The following is a 16514-nucleotide window of genomic DNA, read 5'->3' on the forward strand; positions in this document are numbered from 1 at the left end:
GTCTTTGTAAATAAGTTATTAACGTTTAGGAGTTTATCCTTCTAAAGTAACTGTCAATCCAGTATCATCTTTAGTTACTTTTGCAACGCCAAGTTTAGTAAGACCTTTAATGCCTTTATCCCATCCTTTGTTGCTTAATCCAGATGCTGTTTTAAGGGCTCCTAATTCGATGCTGTTCTCTTTTTTGAGAACCTCATAGATGGCTTTTTCGTTATCATTAAGCTCTAATGCTTTCTTCTCAGGCTTCATCTGTGGGAAGAACAATACTTCCTGTATCGATTGATTGTTGGTCATAAACATCGCTAGACGATCAATTCCAATTCCAATTCCAGACGTAGGAGGCATTCCATATTCTAAAGCACGTAAGAAATCCTGATCAATAAACATCGCTTCATCATCTCCTTTTTCAGAAAGCTTTAATTGATCTTCAAAACGCTCACGTTGATCAATAGGATCATTTAGCTCTGTATAGGCATTGGCAAGTTCTTTTCCATTGACCATGAGTTCAAAACGTTCTGTGAGTCCTTCTTTGCTTCTGTGTTTCTTCGTCAGCGGACTCATTTCAACCGGGTAATCGATGATGAATGTTGGTTGGATATATAGGTGTTCACACTTTTCTCCAAAAATCTCATCGACTAATTTTCCGATTCCCATCGTTTCATCTACCTCAAGACCTAACGCTTTGGCAGCGTCACGAATTTCTTCTTCAGATTTTTGGTATAAATCGTATCCTGTATGTTCTTTAATCGCATCTAGTATTCCGATACGCTTATAAGGTGCTTTATAGTTAATCATGTTTTCGCCGAAAGGCACCTCTGGAGTACCATGAAGCTTCATCGCTACTTTTTCAAGCAATTTCTCCGTAGTATCCATCATCCAGTTGTAATCTTTGTAAGCTGCATACATTTCCATCACCGTAAATTCTGGATTGTGTGTACGATCCATCCCTTCATTACGGAAATCTTTTGCAAATTCGTAGACACCATCAAAACCTCCTACAATTAATCGTTTTAAGTATAACTCATTGGCAATACGTAGGTATAAAGGAATATCTAATGCATTGTGATGCGTCATAAATGGACGTGCAGATGCACCTCCTGGTATAGGCTGTAGTATAGGGGTTTCTACTTCTAAAAATCCCATCTCATTATAAAAATCCCGTATTGCTGTTGTGATTTGTGTGCGTTTTACAAAGGTGTCTTTTACTTTTGGATTGACAACAAGATCAACATAACGTTGACGATAGCGTAATTCAGGGTCATTAAACTCATCATACACATTTCCTTGCTCATCTACTCTAGGTTGTGGTAATGGGCGTAATGATTTACTTAATAATGTAAACTCTTTTACCATTACAGTAATCTCTCCTACTTTGGTAGTAAATAATTCACCTTCAATTCCTACAAAATCCCCAATGTCTAAAAGCTTTTTGTAAACATCATTATATTTTGATTTGTCGTCTCCTGTACAAATTTCATCACGATTAAAATAAACTTGTACACGCCCTTCAGCATCTTGAAGCTCGGCAAAAGAAGCAGAACCTTGAATACGTCTAGACATTAAGCGTCCGGCAATAATCACCTTCTTCCCTTCTGTATAGTCCTGTTTTATCTTGGTAGATGTGTTATTAACTGGATATAAAGGAGCGGGATATGGGTTGATGCCCATTTCGCGTAAGCGTGATAATTTTTCACGACGTACTTGTTCTTGTTCTGAGAGTGCCATACACTATTGTTTTAAGCGTGCAAAGATACTCCTTACGTGATTAAAATTCAATCTTATTCTTCTACAGAATGCGTGTTTTTTATATTCTCTTCAATTGTGGCGATAGCTGTTGTTATTTTTTTGTTTGTAGGCTCTAATTCTAGCGCTTTTTGATAACTTTCTAACGCTTCCTGTAATTGATTTACTTTTGATTGTTTATTCCCAAGACTCATATAGGTTTTTGCATCATTAGGGAAGAGCATGGTATTAAATGTAAGCACTGCAAGAGCTTTTTTTGTGTGGCCTGCATAAAAAAGTACATTGGCATAGGTATTCAGTTGATTTGTTTTATGCGCATGCTTTTGAAGTTCTTTTATATTTTTTTTTGATTTTTTAAGGAATTTCTCAGTTCCTTCTTCTTCAAGAAGCTGGTTGGTTAAAGTGACTATATGATGGTTAGGCGTATAGTTTCCTTGAATGCTTTGAAGAAGATCTTCTTCTAAACGTGTTACAGGGGATTCTACAATACGATTGATTTCTTTCCCGTTTTTGTATATAATTATGGTAGGTACACGGTGTATATTTTGTCCTTCATGTTCTCCGCCTGGACTTTGTTTGTAGTTTTCTGCACTTCTGTCTACAGCAATAAGAGTAAGTCGATCTAATGGAAATTGCGCCTCATCTAAGATTTTATAGAGTTTAGGAATTTCTCTTTTACTGTCACCACACCAAGTACCCATAAAAGCAGTAATGGTATACGAAGATACTTGCTCTTTTAAAGCATTGATTGTTTCTGTGTCTGGTGTATATTGGTTGTAGTTTTTAGTAAACCAATTGGAATGAGGTTCTTGACTAAGCGTTTCTTTGTTTATTTTTCCCAAGAGCATTGATGTATTATTCTGTTTTTGCTCATAATTGAATGATTGAGAAAATCCAATGATTTGAAAAGATAATGCTAGGATAAATACGAATGTATATTTTTTCATTGTTCTGTTTTTAAATGCGGTTTTAAAAGTGCAGTTAAAAATGGAAACTCCGAAGAAACAGTGGGTGGGAAGAGGTACTAGACCTAGGTGGAAATTTAAATTATGTAGTTTTGTAGAGTGATTTTACTTCGTCTCTATTAGATACATTTAGTTTTTTGTAAATACTATTAATATGTGTCTTTACAGTACTAACGCTAACAAATATTTCTGAAGCAATCTCTTTATTTGTTCGATTTTGAAGAATTAAGTCCAGTACTTTTTGTTCTTGCTTTGTGAGTGATGCGCTTATTGTATGCTGTTGTTCAGAAGATCTATTTCGTTTAAAAAAGAAATAATAGATGTTCATAAGAATAGAAATACCTAATAAAGCAATAAGCATATAGACCCAATTTGGAATACCATTAGTTTGCGATTTCTGTATTAAGAAATAATCGGCAGCGAGTTCTTTTTTGTACTGTTTTGTAAAAGGTTGATCAGGATATGATGCTTCTAATCTTTGTAGAAGTTCATTATAATAGGTTGTATTATTTAAATCCTGTAAGTAGTATTTGTGTATATCTTTAGAACGATCGGATAAAAATGCATACGAGTAAAGTTCGGCAAGGGGTTCATTAAGTTGTTGTCCGTATTCTTGGAACTTAGTAAACCAATTTTTTGCATTCAAATCCCAATTTGCTTGACTTCTATAAGATCCAAATTCATAACGCATGAGTTCTTTGAGGGAGTCTATTTTAATAAAGGTATTTGCTTTTTCATTGGTAGAGGTAACATTACAAAATATCTCTTGATCAAATGTAAAGGGTAATTTAATCGTATCAGTATTGTTTGCAACAAAGAGTACTTCTTTACTATTTAAACAATGTCCTGTAAAGTGTGCTATGTCTTTTGTTTCTTCGGGACAACTATCTATATGAATACGATAGATATTGTTTTGAGAAGACAGATTGTTACCTGAAAATGAAAAAAATCCTAATGAATCAGGTGTTGTTTTATTAATAATCTGTTCTGGATAGATGCCAGATATTTTTCTATAATCTTTTACAATAGATAGGTATACATTCCCTTCCCATTTGTTTACATCTATATGACCAGAAAATTCATATTGTCCTATACACAACCATGAGAAGCTAAAGAATAGAATCGTTAAAATAAAATGTCGATGTCTCATGATCAATTAAAATGCTAATATAGAAAAGATGGATTACTTCCTGTCAAGAGGTGTAACAATATCGAATAGTTATAGACATATAAGGTACATCAATCAATCATACCCTGCTGTAGAGCAGGATCTAAAATCAAAAATATATGAGTTTCTGGCGCGTACTTTTAGCCATTTTTTTTCCACCACTTTCAGTAATTGGAAGAGGATGTGGATCAGTATTAATAGTTTTCTTACTTTGGCTGTGTGGATGGGTGCCTGGCGTTATCGCTGCCCTAGTCATACTAAATAATCCAAAACATAATTAAAATGACAAGAAGAATAGGAGTGTTATGTAGCCTGTTAGTGTTTTTACTAATAAGCTGTAGCGTTCAAGAACGCATTGTTTTTAATGAAAATATGGGAGGTCGTTATGAGACTTCTTTTGATCTGTCTGCCATGATGACTATGGCTAATGAGATGGGAGGCGGCGCTTCTAGTCCTGATAAAGAAAAAACAAAAATGGATACGGTTGTCGTTTTTGCAGATCTCATTAGAGACCACAAAGATAGTATTGCAGGCTTGCCTGCAGAAGATCGTGCTAAAATAGAGATGCTTAAGGATTTTACTATGGCCATGAAAATGGACCAAGCCAATGGTGAGTTTAAAATGGATATTTCTAAGGAATTTAAAACCTTTTCAGAATTAGAACGTGTAGCTTATGAGGTAGATGAAGTCTTTGAGCAAGCAAAAAGCGAAGCTCAAAAAGAACAGGCAGCACCTGGAGGAGATATGATGTCTTTAGATAAAGTGATATACACCTTTGAAAATAATACATTCAGAAGGACAGATCCCAAAAGTTTAACTGAACATCTGGAAGATGAAGGACTCCTCAAAGAAGAAACACGCATAGATCTAGAAGAGCTAAAAAACAATCTAGCATCTAATGAAGAAGAAAGTCAAGAAGAAGCGATGCTTAAAGGAATGATGAGTCAGTTTACAAGCGAACTTGAAAATTCTAGCATGAAACTCGAATATGTGTTTCCAAGAAAAGTAGTTTCGGTATCTCCTGAGGGAGCTGTGATTTCTGAAGATGGAAAGACAGTAACTTTTGTGGTGCCATGGAGTGATATTCTAGAAGAGAAAACAAAAATATTAGAAAACTTTGAGGTTGTTCTAGAAGACTAAAAATATAACATAGTTTAACACAAAATCCTTCTAAGCAATGTTTAGAAGGATTTTTGTTTCTCCGTATCTTTGTAATGTGAATAAAACGATTCAACTTCAGGATTTAGGAAACCGAGATTATAAAGATACTTGGGATTATCAAGAGGCGCTTTTTAAGGAGATTTTAGATATAAAAATCAAAAATAGAAGAGAAGATGCTGGACTTGAGACCCCTAATCATTTCCTATTAGTAGAGCATCCTCATGTATTTACACTAGGGAAAAGTGGGGATTTTGATAATTTGCTTGTCAGCGAAAAAGAACTTGCCGAGAAAAATGCTACGTTCTATAAGATTAATAGAGGCGGTGATATCACGTATCACGGCCCTGGACAAATTGTAGGGTATCCTATTTTAGACTTAGAAAACTTCTTTACAGATATTCATAAATATTTACGACTTCTAGAAGAAATGGTGATCCTGACACTCGCAGAGTATGGCCTTAAAGCTGAGCGTTCACCTGGAGAAACAGGTGTTTGGTTTGATGTAGGAACTCCATTTGCTCGTAAAATTTGTGCCATGGGTGTACGTGCCAGTCGATGGGTAACCATGCATGGTTTTGCCTTTAATGTAAATGCAGATTTAGGATATTTTGATTTAATGATTCCTTGTGGTATCAAAGATAAATCAGTCACCTCTCTTAATGTAGAGTTAGGAAAAGCTACAGTTGATGAAGCAGAAGTAAAAAAGAAATTATTGAAGCATTTTACAGAGCTTTTTGAAGCTTCTTTTGTAAAGTAAGGCAACTGTTTTTTAGTATATAGAAGAGACAATACGCATCATTTGATGTTTATGAAAAGTAAAAGCCGAGATGTATATCTCGGCTTTGCTGTTATTTAAGTGTAAAGAAATTTTAGTCAAGATCATAATAGTTAGCTACTTCTTCATACATATTGATATCTACACCATTATCGTGTAAACTTTGTAAAACGTCTTCTTTAGAAGAAAAACCATTTACCCCTTCAGCTTCATTTGTAGGAATTATAAAGTACCTAACTTTTAGGATTGCAGCATTTATTGGTCCAGCAGAGTCATAAGCATACACAGTAATGGTATCTTGTCCGTATGTATATGTAATGACTTCATTATCGCCATCGTCAAAAACAAAAGCATAGGTCATGGGAAACCATACTTCATCACTAGGAAGCTGAAAATAAACCAATACTAGGGCATCATCTGCCATTTCTTCTGTTAGTAATGGTTCCGTTATTTCTACAAAATTTGCTTGTTGTCCTAAATAAATACCTTCTGTCCAACTTGGAAACGGGTCTACAGTGACTCCTATAACGTTGGCATTTCCATCTTCTCCATCTTGTCCATCTGCTCCGTTTTGCCCCGGAATTCCTTGTTCTCCATTTACACCATCCATTCCATCTTCTGCTTCACAAGAAGTACATAGAATTGCGAGTATAACAAATGAGTAGTAAAATAATTGTTTCAAAGTTTTCATAATATTGATTTAAAATGTTTTGTTTGATACTTTATGATGGTATTTTTTGAAAGGTTAACATAAGGCATGTAAATTTTAAAACTTTGAATATTGATATTGTAAGGTATGATCGCTTCACTAAGAATGATACGTGTTATTTAATTCAAACGATAATAAGCGGCTACTTCATTATAATTATTGCTGTGAATACCTTTTTCTTCAAGTTAGTTTTTGATAATAGGTATGATCTATTAGTTAGTGACCGACGTAGGTTGATCTGCAATAGTGATATTTAAAACACCTTCTGTAATGTTAAAAGGAGGACCACTTTCACCTCCAAAATCTTCTACACGTATATAGAAGGTGTCAAGAATTAGATCTTCATTCATAAGCATAGTTGTAAATGATCCAGAAAGTAGTTGTGCCGTAATCGCATTGTTTGGGTCTCCGTTAAATCTCATAGTGGTAGTAAGACCATTATTGATTGTTACCCACGGAGCTGGTATGGGAGTTGTAATCTGAGTAATATCTGGCGTGTGTTGAAACTGAATTTGACGTACACCTCCATTATCAATACCGCCTAACAGAAAATCGTACGAGACGCCTGCACGTAGATTAAGTTGTATGTTTTCAAGATCATCATCTTGTGTAAATGTCCTGTCAAATCCATCACCCGTCACTTTAAAAGAAAAAGCAGGAGCAATGGTATCTACTTCTGGCACATCTGTTTCACAACTTGAGATGCCAAATGCGATGAGTGTTAGATAGAAATATATAAGTGTTGTTTTCATGATATATTGGTTTAATTAGTTGAATTTTTTTGTATACATTTTTTGTGCTTTGACAGGCTAGTGCAAACTTAATTTTTGCGAAAATGTTATTATTATTAATTCAATATCATCACTTAGGACGCATCTAAGTCTAGCACCACACAAATACTTAGATGAGGTGTCCTTTGTGATTATATTTATATCTGTTAAAACTCAAAATGAACTAATATTTGTTTCTGTTACTTTTATATTTAAGTAGAAAAAAACGTAATTATTGATGATGCTGTATTTGTGATTCAGTGGTTCTGACTAATAATATTTAAACAATTTAAAGTATATAGTCTTTCGCGAAAGCGTATAATGAAAAGCCCAATAATAGTTTAGTGAGATCGGTCTTATTGACTGTAATACCGTGAGTTTTTTATTATTGGGCTAAGATCTAGACTGACTATAGGTAATCTGTTACTTCATTTAAGAGTGAACGGCTCATGAGTCTGCCATTTTCTTTATACGTTTCTTGTTTTACCATACCGATTCCTTCTGCAATCCAATCAGTGCATTGGTAACTTCTTGAAGCGACTCTTCCTCTCATTTCATTGTTGTATGTAATGACATAGCAGTCAAAGGTGCCAGCAGGCGTTTCTATTTGCTCTCTACGTACTACTCTTCTATTTGATAAAACGATATCAAAGTTGATTTCTAGAATCTGTGCATTTAAACTAATCGAAGCACTCGCATCAGGCAAGGTTTGTCCAATCTCTAAATCATTAGGAATCGCAAGCCTATCTGTAGTGGTCACCGTATATTCCATATCTTCATATTGACTCAATAAATCGGTCATGATAGATTCTGGAGCTAGGTATGTTGTTCTGTTGTTACAACCTAATTCTAGCTTACCTCCTGTAATATGTTCGCCGCGTTTATCCCAGAGATTAAAATTCATTTGGATTCCTGAAGAGTTGGCACTCTCTACATTATATTCTGTGGTCATGCTATGACGCTCTCTCTTGTCATATACTTTGTGAATTAACTTTCTTCCAGGTTTTGAAGCATAGTATTTACTACAATTACTTTGTGCAGTTATTGGTGCAAAGACCAATACCGCAATAACAATTAATATTGTTTTCATGAGTTTCTTTTTAAAGGGTGAGATTGGTTTTTATAATTTGATGAGAACCACTAATAATAGACGATGCATTGATCCAGAAATTTGTACCATCAAAGGCGATTCCATTTGCTCTGAATCCTTCTAGTTGAATAGCTTCAAGAATCTGAAAGGAAGAAGAGACGTCACATTTGTATATATTCCCATTGGAACATACATACAATAGACCATCTTGATAATCCAATCCATTTATACTTGCTTGTTCTAATGGTATCGTTCGTTCTATAACTTGAGAATTAATAAATGTATAATCAAGTAGGCTCAATGAACCAGGACTAGATAGCCATATTTGAGTGGAATTAATGGATGCCAATCCAAAAATACTAGAACCAAGTTCTATAGAGGTAAATGCTTCTTCATTTGTGTTTTCAAAGTTGGCTTGAATAGTTGTAGATACGCCACTAAATCTTTGAAAAATGTATTTATCAGGTAAATCAAACTTTTCAACTTCGACAGCTTGGGTAGCTAGAGTAGTTATAATCTCACCATCAAGTGTTAAAGTTTCTGGATTCAATAGGTCAATATTGTTTCCTGACTGAGAATTACTTAGCAGAATATGCGTCCCATTAAAGGCAATATCTGTAAATGCATTTCCAGCGGGTGCATCTACTTGTGCTAGAATCTCTAGTTTTGTAATCCATTCATCACTAGAAGGAGCTTCTGTATTTCTAATAAATGTACTTATAGTACCATTAGCTTGAAGTAATTCTAGTATATTATCTTCAATAGTATAATTAAGTATATTAGGATTTCCAAGGCCAAATTGTATAGTTATTTGCCCTTCTGTGTTTGTAAAATTTCCTTTTCCTTCACCCCTAAATCCTAGATCATCCTCTAGTAGCATAGTTACAGTGTTATCAAGTGCTATATGGAGATAATCTGGTTCCGCAAATAGTAATGTTCCAGAAATTCGCTCCCAACTTCCTATAATAGAGGCTGTTTCGATTTCCATTTCTTGAGGTGAATTGGAATTGTCATCATCGTTTCCACAACTTATGAGTATAAGAAGTAGGAATAGGCTTGTGGTTTTTAAAAGTGTTTTCATATCTATTAATTTTAGCCTTTTAAAGTTTTATAAACTCAACACGCCTATTAAGTGCTTTTCCTTCTTTTGTGGTATTAGATGCGACAGGCTCACTGTCACCCATTCCATCTGTACTAATTCTAGATGCATCTATTCCGTAGGCAGAAGTCATCATTTTTTTTACAGCTTCGGCACGCTTTCGCGAAAGCGTACGATTGCTCTCTTTCTGTCCATCAGAATCGGTATGTCCTATAATTTTTATGCGTACCTCTGGATTTTGCTCTAAAACATTAGCAATTTCTCGAATCGTAGAAAATGAAGTGTCTTTAAGTGTTGCGCTCGCCGATTCAAAAAGAATATTATTGGTGGTGAGACGTCCTTCAGTGAGTAATTTACTACGATTATCCTCTCCAATTTTTGTCATGCTGAAATTGGCAATGTAGACTTCATCAAGCCCTTCAGGATCTCTAAGACCTCTCGTAGCAAGTTTAAAACTATTAGCTCCTTCAGGAATGAGTCTTGGTATATCGATAATCTTATTTTCATTAAGCCATACACGCATACGTGTTTTATTTACGGCAATAGAAATATGTGACTTCCCATTAATCGCATCTCTGTAGTCTTTCCCTATCTGATTACGAAGCTGTCGTTTTCCATTGGCTACTTTTTCTACTACACCTTGATTTCCTATAAACTGACAAACGGAAAGTTCTGTCATACACCAATTTTTAGATCTTGTAAACCCAGTATTATCTTCGATGAGTAATGTTAAGAACGCTTGAGAGCTTGTTTTTTTATCAAGGCCATTGGTAAATAGATCAAACTCTATGGTATAGTTTTCGGGAAGAGCTTCTTTAAGCATAGGCACATACTTAGATTTCCCACTTAGACGCATCCATTTTTCATTATTTATCATAGCGACTTCACCACTGCCATTGGTGTCCCATTGTGCTGGAAAATCCCCCGGATTGTCTCTAGTAAATCGATCCTCAAATAGGATGATGTTTCCAGGTGTGAAATCAGAGCTTCGCTTTATTGTATACGTAGGTTCTGTAGTCTCATTGTCTGATGTTGAGCTGTCTTCTTTTCCTTTTTTGTTCTTGTTTTTACGTTTCTTTTTCTTCTTCTTTTTTTTCTTTTTCTTACTGAAGACACTATCAAGTGCTTGATCTGTTTTTTTGGTAGTTTCTTTTTCTACTCTTCGTTCTACTGCACGTTCGGCAGATTTTTCAGCAACTTCTCCTAATTTTTTTAAGAGCTGTGCTTTCGCTCCTGAACCACATAAAAGAAGACAGAAAACGAAAATGATTTGTAATGCTTTCATGATGTTATCCTTTGGTTTTTAAGTTGTCTTTTTCTTGACCTTCCTTCAGTGCTTTTTGTAGCATTTGGGATAGTTTACCTTCCATTTCTTTCTTCTTTTTTGGATCGTCACTTAAAGCCATGATTTTATACTGTTCAGTAAATTTTTGCTTGAGTTCTGGAGATAAATTACTTTTCTTGAGAAGATCCATATATCCATCGATACCTTGCATTTCTTTTACGCCTCCGATATCCCCAAATACATTACCTAATACCTGTGCTTGTTGGTCTAGTAAGTTTCCATCTGCAGGAAGGTTGTTTTGGGTTTTAGGTTTTTCTGTTGTTGAAGTAGTCTGTGCTTTCGCGAAAGCGCAAACCCCTATTATCAAAATTAAAGTGAGATAAAATTGTGTTTTCATGATATTGATTGTTTTGTGTTAGTTATTTATTTTTATAGAGCCAATAGCGCCAGAGAGTCCATCTTCTTGTACGCCTCCAAAAATCCATAGTTCATCTTCATAGAAAAGAGTTTCATGCGCATAGAGTCCATCAAAAGGAATTTCTCCATCGTAGTTTATCCACGTAATTCCGTCTTGAGAATACCAGATATGATTGTTGTATTGATTGGTACTACTCCATCCTCCTATAAGCCATAATGCATTGTCATAAGTGTTTAGGGAGTGAAAGACAATAGGATTTACAAAACTTCCAGATGGGGTGACTTGCGTCCAGGTAATTCCGTCGTCAGACGTCCAGATATCGTTTAGGAAGTTCGTGTCATTAGTACCTCCAATGAGGTATATTTTATTATTGAATACAACAGTTTCTGCGGCTGAACGAACAGGAAATACATCAGTAGCGATGAGGTCCCAGTTAAATCCATCATTAGATCTGTATATAGCCATCATTTGAGTGCCATCATCATCTTCATAATCGTCTGTAATTAGATAAAGTTGATCGTTAAAAGCAACAGTACTATGAAACGATACAGAACCAAAAGGGAGAATATCGGATCCTAAGGTCCAGAAAAAACCGTCATTACTTATCCATATTTCTTCTAGTTCGTTATCATCATTGTCTGCTCCTCCGATAAGAAATAAATCCCCATTAAATTCAGTAACCGAATGACCTCTACGCTCACTTCCAAATGATGCGTCAGAATACCAAGCAACACCATCATCACTGTGCCATACGCCAAGGTTGTAAGGTGTTTCAGTAGTTGCGCCAAGTCCAGCTCCGTAATAGGAGTGTACACTTCCATTAAATACAGCCATTTGATGAAATGCAAAATCTCCTATTTGGTCTTGCTGCGTATGCATGGTAAATGTGAGATCAAGATTTGCAACATCATCATCATTATCAGGAGTGTCATCCATTGGATCTTCCATGCCTATTTCTGGTTGTGTGGCATCATCATCACTATTACAGCTCGAGAGTAGTACAATTAGCGATAATGGGATAATGAGTAATTTGATTATTGTGGTTTTCATAATTAATTGTTTTAGTAAAATTTAAAAGAAAGAAGAAAGTGCATATCGGTTATTTTCTAAGAGTATATTTGCTCTTAGAATGGAAATATTATCGATAGTAATTTCATTTTCCCAAATAAGGTTTTGCGTTTTATAATTAAGAAGTTGTGAGCGTGTAGCGCCTGTGTTAGGATCTGAAATAATGAGGAGGTAATCGTCAAAATTTATGAATTCTATTTCGCTAGCATCATTTAATGCAGGAATTGCGAAATTAGAATTAGCAGTTCCGTTAGTTATATCCAGTTCATTGATTAAGAATGTATTATCTGAAAAGTCTCTAGTGACAGACCATGCCGTAGTATTCTCTGTAAAAAAATCTGATATAAATAGGTCAGGAAGATGTTGAGACCAGTTTATAAATCCGGTTTGAAGGTCAAGTGCGTAGATGAATTCATCTCTTGAATGAAAGAGAAATTGATTCCCTACAATAGCCCCTCGTTGTACATTTGAATTGTCAGTTTCAAATGTCCAGTTGATAGACAGGTCTTCGTCAATACTATAGACCTTATTACTCCAAGACATGACAATAATTTCATTAGCACCTGGAATTATATGTGAGATACGTTCATCAACTTGCCATTGGTTTAGAATACTTCCATCTGAGATATCACGACTCGTAATGCGTGTTTCATTATTAAAAGTTTCTACCGTGATCATTCTATTATTGAGGATGGCGATACGTGTAAACTCATATTCCGTTTGATTTTCTACCCAAATAGTAGTTCCTGTAGTTGCATCTACAGCTAAGAGTGTGGGAAATGGTGATGGTAAACTAGGGTTTTCAGTTACATAGTTTAGGTATAATACACCGTTATGAATGAGCATTTGAGATCTATTAAAATCAAACTCAATATCACTTCCGTCTACAAAATCAATTTCCCACAACTGCTCTCCTAAGAAGTCTACATCACTATTACGGACGATACGATTTTCTAATAACCCTATAAAAGAATTTTCATAAGTGACGCTAGCTATAAGTCTTTCGTTTTGTGTAGTAATGGGATTGCCTGTTTCCAAATCTATAGTAGCAAGTGTATTAAATGTGGCAACAGATGCTGTGGCATTTACAAGGTTTGAAGTATCAATTTCTTCATTAACTGCAGTATCATCATCATTATTACAAGAGACATATATGATGCATAGAAATAGGAATAATAGTTTGTATGTTCTCATATCCTTATTTTTTAAAAGTTGTTTTTTTAATGACCTTATTCTTATTAATAATCTTTAATTCATATTCACCTTCATGCAATGCATTTACATTGAGGTAAATTTTATGATCAGGCATTGGAGGGAGTTTACCTTTGAGTTTTTTAGACTTTTTATTCATAGATTCTAAAAAGGGAGATTACTAATGTTGAGACAAAACTATTTTAGAACTACCCTGAAGATTAGCACAGATGTAACAAAGCCTGTCACATATGTAACAGGCTAGTAATAATGGGGCTTTAGCCCCGATGAGAAAGGGGTGTTTTTAAGCCTTTTTGGCGTAATCAGAAGGGGAAACCCCGTAGTGTTCTTTGAAGCATTTTGTAAAGTAAGAGTGGTTATTAAAACCAACAGCATACCCTACTTGTGATACATTTATATCAGATTTTTTAAGTAGTTGTGCGGCTAATTTTAGACGCTGACTTCGTATAAATTCAGTAGCAGAAAGTCCTGTAAGTGCTTTTAGTTTTCTATGCAATTGCATACGACTCATACCTAATGCCTTTGAAAAAGATTCGGTTGTAAAATCAGATTCTATGATTTGTGTATCGACTATTTCTTTAAGATTGTCAAGAAAACGTTCATCGGCACTATTAACAGCAATGTCTTTAGGAATTAATACCACTTCTTGGCTAAATCGTTCTTGTAATCTTTTGCGTGTTTCTAATAGATTATGCGTAGTGGTTTTAAGAATCTCTGTATTAAACGGCTTTGTGATATAAGCATCTGCACCAGTTTCTAAACCTATAAGTTGATTTTCATCACCTGCTTTAGCGGTAAGCATTACAATAGGAATATGAGAAGTGGTCTCAGAAGCTTTACAATTTCGCGTAAGCGTAATCCCATCATCTTTCGGCATCATCAAATCTGTAATGATCAAATCAGGAACGATAGAAGATGCCATTTCAAATCCTTCCTGACCATCTTGCGCTGTGTGAATAGTGTATTGATCTTCAAATAACGAACTCACATACGTTCTTAAGTCTGCATTATCATCTACGATAAGAAGGATAGGATTGGTGTCTTTAGAGAAAATATCGACTTCTTCTTGGATGATTTCTTCGTTAGAGGTTGTTATTTTCGCTCCTGCATCGTTGGCAGGCAGGTTTGTGAAAGTGGACATTTCCATAACTCCTGGTGTTTTTTCACTATCTAAGAATGCCGATTCTGTCACTGGAATTGTAATGGTAAATGCCGTTGTGTTATGCTCACTTTGCGCATGAATGGTTCCTTTGTGTAAAGAAACTAACTCTTTTGAAAGCGCAAGGCCAATTCCCGTTCCTGCGGTCTGTTCATCTGTGCGGGCAAAACGATTAAATATGGTCTGTAATGCCTCGTCAGAGAGTGTAGCTCCAGAATTTTGAATAGTGAAGTGTAGTTTTTGATTTTCTATAGCGCCTGTAATTACTATAGATTCTCCATCTGGACTATATTTTAGAGCATTACTGATCAGATTTGTGATGATCTTTTCTAAGGCGTCAGCATCAAAATAATAGGTGTTTTCTGGGACGTTAATAGTAGCAGTGTATTCTTGATTGTTTTCTTGGGCTAGGTAAGTAAAAGAACTGGTTAATGATTTTAAAAAAAGCGGGAGATCACCTTGTTGTACGTTGAGTTTAAAATGCCCTGCTTCTACTTTTGAAAGGTCTAGTAATTGATCTACGAGGGTGAGTAAGCGTTTGGTATTGCGTTTTGCGATGCTTAGATTTTTCTTTTCAGACGTGTCAATATCAGGTTTCTGTAATTGTTCTTCTATAGGACCAGAAATGAGAGATAGCGGTGTTCTAAATTCATGAGAGATGTTTTCAAAAAAGCTAGATTTCATAGTATCTAACTCACGTAATTTGTTATTTATTTTTTTGCGGTTTCTAAATCCTAAAAAGAGGAATATTCCTGCGATAGATGTGAGCCCAAGACCTCCTAATAAGAGGTTGCGTTGGTTTTTTTTCTGAGCTTCTACAGCTTTATTTTGAGCTTGAAGTAAGGCAATTTCTTGTTCTTTTTTTTCGGTTTGATATTTGGTTTCGAGTTCTTTGGCTTTGTCTTTTCGATCTCGATTTGCAATGCTATCGTCAACTATTTCATTTAAAATGATATACTGATAAGCATTCTTATAGTCCCCTATTTTACTATAAACATCTGATAAGTTTTTGTAAATACCAGATAAACGACCATAATCAGGCGGATCTAATGAAGCAAAGAAATCGGCGCTTTGCTTATTCATAGTTATACTTTGATCGTATTTTTTAGAGAAAAAAAGTGCATTTGCATATTCCTTTTGGCCTAATGCTCTTACAAAATTAGATCTGCCATTATTTTTAATGTCATATGCAAGTTTAACATACTTAATATAATTAATTGTATCACCCATTTTGAGGTATAGCGATCCGTAATCATTATAATAGTTTCCTAGGTAAATATATTTTAAATAATGGTTTTCTACTTTATTAAAATATTTTTGCGCTTCTTCAAAATTACCTAGGTTACTTTGAACACTGCCTATTCTTGTATAAGTCTTTCCGATGTCTATAGAATCTTTTAAATCTTGTGCTACAATTAGTGCTTTCTTATAATAAAACATAGCATTGTTATATGCTTCTTTTTTTTCACTATCGGAGGTTATAGAACGTCTATATAGTTCTGCGCGATCTGAATGTGCTATGTATAAATCTCTGTTCTTTATATTATGTTCCGTTAAGATAGAGTCAACTTTTTGATAATAACCCATTGCATCACCTATATTCCAACGATAGAATTCTACAGCACCCATAAATAGATAGTTTCGCCCAATGGTTTCAGGGTCATTAAAACGTAATGAATAGGTTAATGCTTTTTTTGCATACATCATTGCGCTATCGGGTTTTGTAGCACGTCTATATTGGTTGCCTAGTTTTATGTAGTTTCTTGCAGTTATACTATCATTAGTTGAATTTTTTATAATAAAATTTAAGGAATCTATTTTCTGTTTGTTTTGCCCATTGGTAGAGTAGATAGTTAACAAAATAAGCGTTAGTGAGTATAAAATCCGCATGG

15 protein-coding genes are annotated in these 16514 nt (G+C 34.9%); 3 read left to right on the plus strand and 12 right to left on the minus strand.

Going from position 1 to position 16514, the window contains the following annotated elements; genetic code table 11:
* Nucleotides 1-33: 33 nt before the first annotated feature.
* The 3 genes from lysS to Q1A60_RS00970 form a co-directional block, all read right to left on the minus strand.
* Nucleotides 34-1725, minus strand: coding sequence for a lysine--tRNA ligase (gene lysS / locus Q1A60_RS00960; RefSeq protein WP_299763040.1), 1692 nt, complete (start codon nt 1723-1725; stop codon nt 34-36).
* A 53-nt stretch (nt 1726-1778) separates the two neighbouring features.
* Nucleotides 1779-2690, minus strand: coding sequence for a tetratricopeptide repeat protein (locus Q1A60_RS00965; protein WP_299763043.1), 912 nt, complete (start codon nt 2688-2690; stop codon nt 1779-1781).
* A 100-nt stretch (nt 2691-2790) separates the two neighbouring features.
* The gene (locus tag Q1A60_RS00970) at nt 2791-3858 is read right to left on the minus strand and encodes a LuxR C-terminal-related transcriptional regulator (protein ID WP_299763045.1); all 1068 of its coding nucleotides are present in this window, start codon (nt 3856-3858) and stop codon (nt 2791-2793) included.
* 137 nt (nt 3859-3995) lie between these two features.
* Here Q1A60_RS00970 and Q1A60_RS00975 point away from each other — a divergent pair, with 137 nt between their 5' ends.
* From Q1A60_RS00975 to lipB, 3 genes are all read left to right on the plus strand, one after another.
* Nucleotides 3996-4157, plus strand: a complete 162-nt coding sequence (locus Q1A60_RS00975; protein ID WP_299763047.1) for a YqaE/Pmp3 family membrane protein — start codon at nt 3996-3998, stop codon at nt 4155-4157.
* Between the two features lies 1 nt (nt 4158).
* The gene (locus Q1A60_RS00980; protein WP_299763049.1) at nt 4159-5016 is read left to right on the plus strand and encodes a hypothetical protein; all 858 of its coding nucleotides are present in this window, start codon (nt 4159-4161) and stop codon (nt 5014-5016) included.
* A gap of 76 nt (nt 5017-5092) precedes the next feature.
* A complete protein-coding gene (gene lipB / locus Q1A60_RS00985) occupies nt 5093-5794 on the plus strand; it encodes a lipoyl(octanoyl) transferase LipB (RefSeq protein WP_299763779.1) in 702 nt (233 codons plus the stop codon).
* A 112-nt stretch (nt 5795-5906) separates the two neighbouring features.
* On the opposite strand, the gene Q1A60_RS00990 is transcribed toward lipB, so the two are convergent.
* The 9 genes from Q1A60_RS00990 to Q1A60_RS01030 form a co-directional block, all read right to left on the minus strand.
* Entirely contained in the window at nt 5907-6503 is a 597-nt protein-coding gene (locus tag Q1A60_RS00990) for a hypothetical protein (RefSeq protein WP_299763051.1), read from the minus strand.
* Nucleotides 6504-6733: 230 nt separating this feature from the next.
* The gene (locus Q1A60_RS00995) at nt 6734-7273 is read right to left on the minus strand and encodes a hypothetical protein (RefSeq protein ID WP_299763053.1); all 540 of its coding nucleotides are present in this window, start codon (nt 7271-7273) and stop codon (nt 6734-6736) included.
* Between the two features lie 427 nt (nt 7274-7700).
* Nucleotides 7701-8381: a hypothetical protein gene (locus Q1A60_RS01000; protein ID WP_299763055.1), complete on the minus strand. Its 681-nt coding sequence runs from the start codon at nt 8379-8381 to the stop codon at nt 7701-7703.
* A gap of 10 nt (nt 8382-8391) precedes the next feature.
* Nucleotides 8392-9462 (minus strand): hypothetical protein, encoded by a 1071-nt coding sequence (locus tag Q1A60_RS01005; RefSeq protein WP_299763057.1) that lies wholly within the window; start codon nt 9460-9462, stop codon nt 8392-8394.
* A 19-nt stretch (nt 9463-9481) separates the two neighbouring features.
* Nucleotides 9482-10765, minus strand: a complete 1284-nt coding sequence (locus Q1A60_RS01010; protein ID WP_299763059.1) for an OmpA family protein — start codon at nt 10763-10765, stop codon at nt 9482-9484.
* Nucleotides 10766-10769: 4 nt separating this feature from the next.
* A complete protein-coding gene (locus Q1A60_RS01015; RefSeq protein ID WP_299763076.1) occupies nt 10770-11162 on the minus strand; it encodes a hypothetical protein in 393 nt (130 codons plus the stop codon).
* 18 nt (nt 11163-11180) lie between these two features.
* The gene (locus Q1A60_RS01020; RefSeq protein ID WP_299763078.1) at nt 11181-12233 is read right to left on the minus strand and encodes a hypothetical protein; all 1053 of its coding nucleotides are present in this window, start codon (nt 12231-12233) and stop codon (nt 11181-11183) included.
* A 21-nt stretch (nt 12234-12254) separates the two neighbouring features.
* Nucleotides 12255-13445 carry a PQQ-binding-like beta-propeller repeat protein gene (locus tag Q1A60_RS01025; RefSeq protein ID WP_299763080.1) on the minus strand — a complete coding sequence of 397 codons (1191 nt, stop codon included), beginning with the start codon at nt 13443-13445 and terminating at the stop codon, nt 12255-12257.
* A gap of 301 nt (nt 13446-13746) precedes the next feature.
* Nucleotides 13747-16482: a response regulator gene (locus Q1A60_RS01030; RefSeq protein ID WP_299763082.1), complete on the minus strand. Its 2736-nt coding sequence runs from the start codon at nt 16480-16482 to the stop codon at nt 13747-13749.
* Between the last annotated feature and the right edge of the window lie 32 nt (nt 16483-16514).

Origin of the sequence: uncultured Dokdonia sp. (assembly GCF_947492535.1) — a bacterium.
Taxonomy (GTDB): Bacteria; Bacteroidota; Bacteroidia; order Flavobacteriales; family Flavobacteriaceae; genus Dokdonia.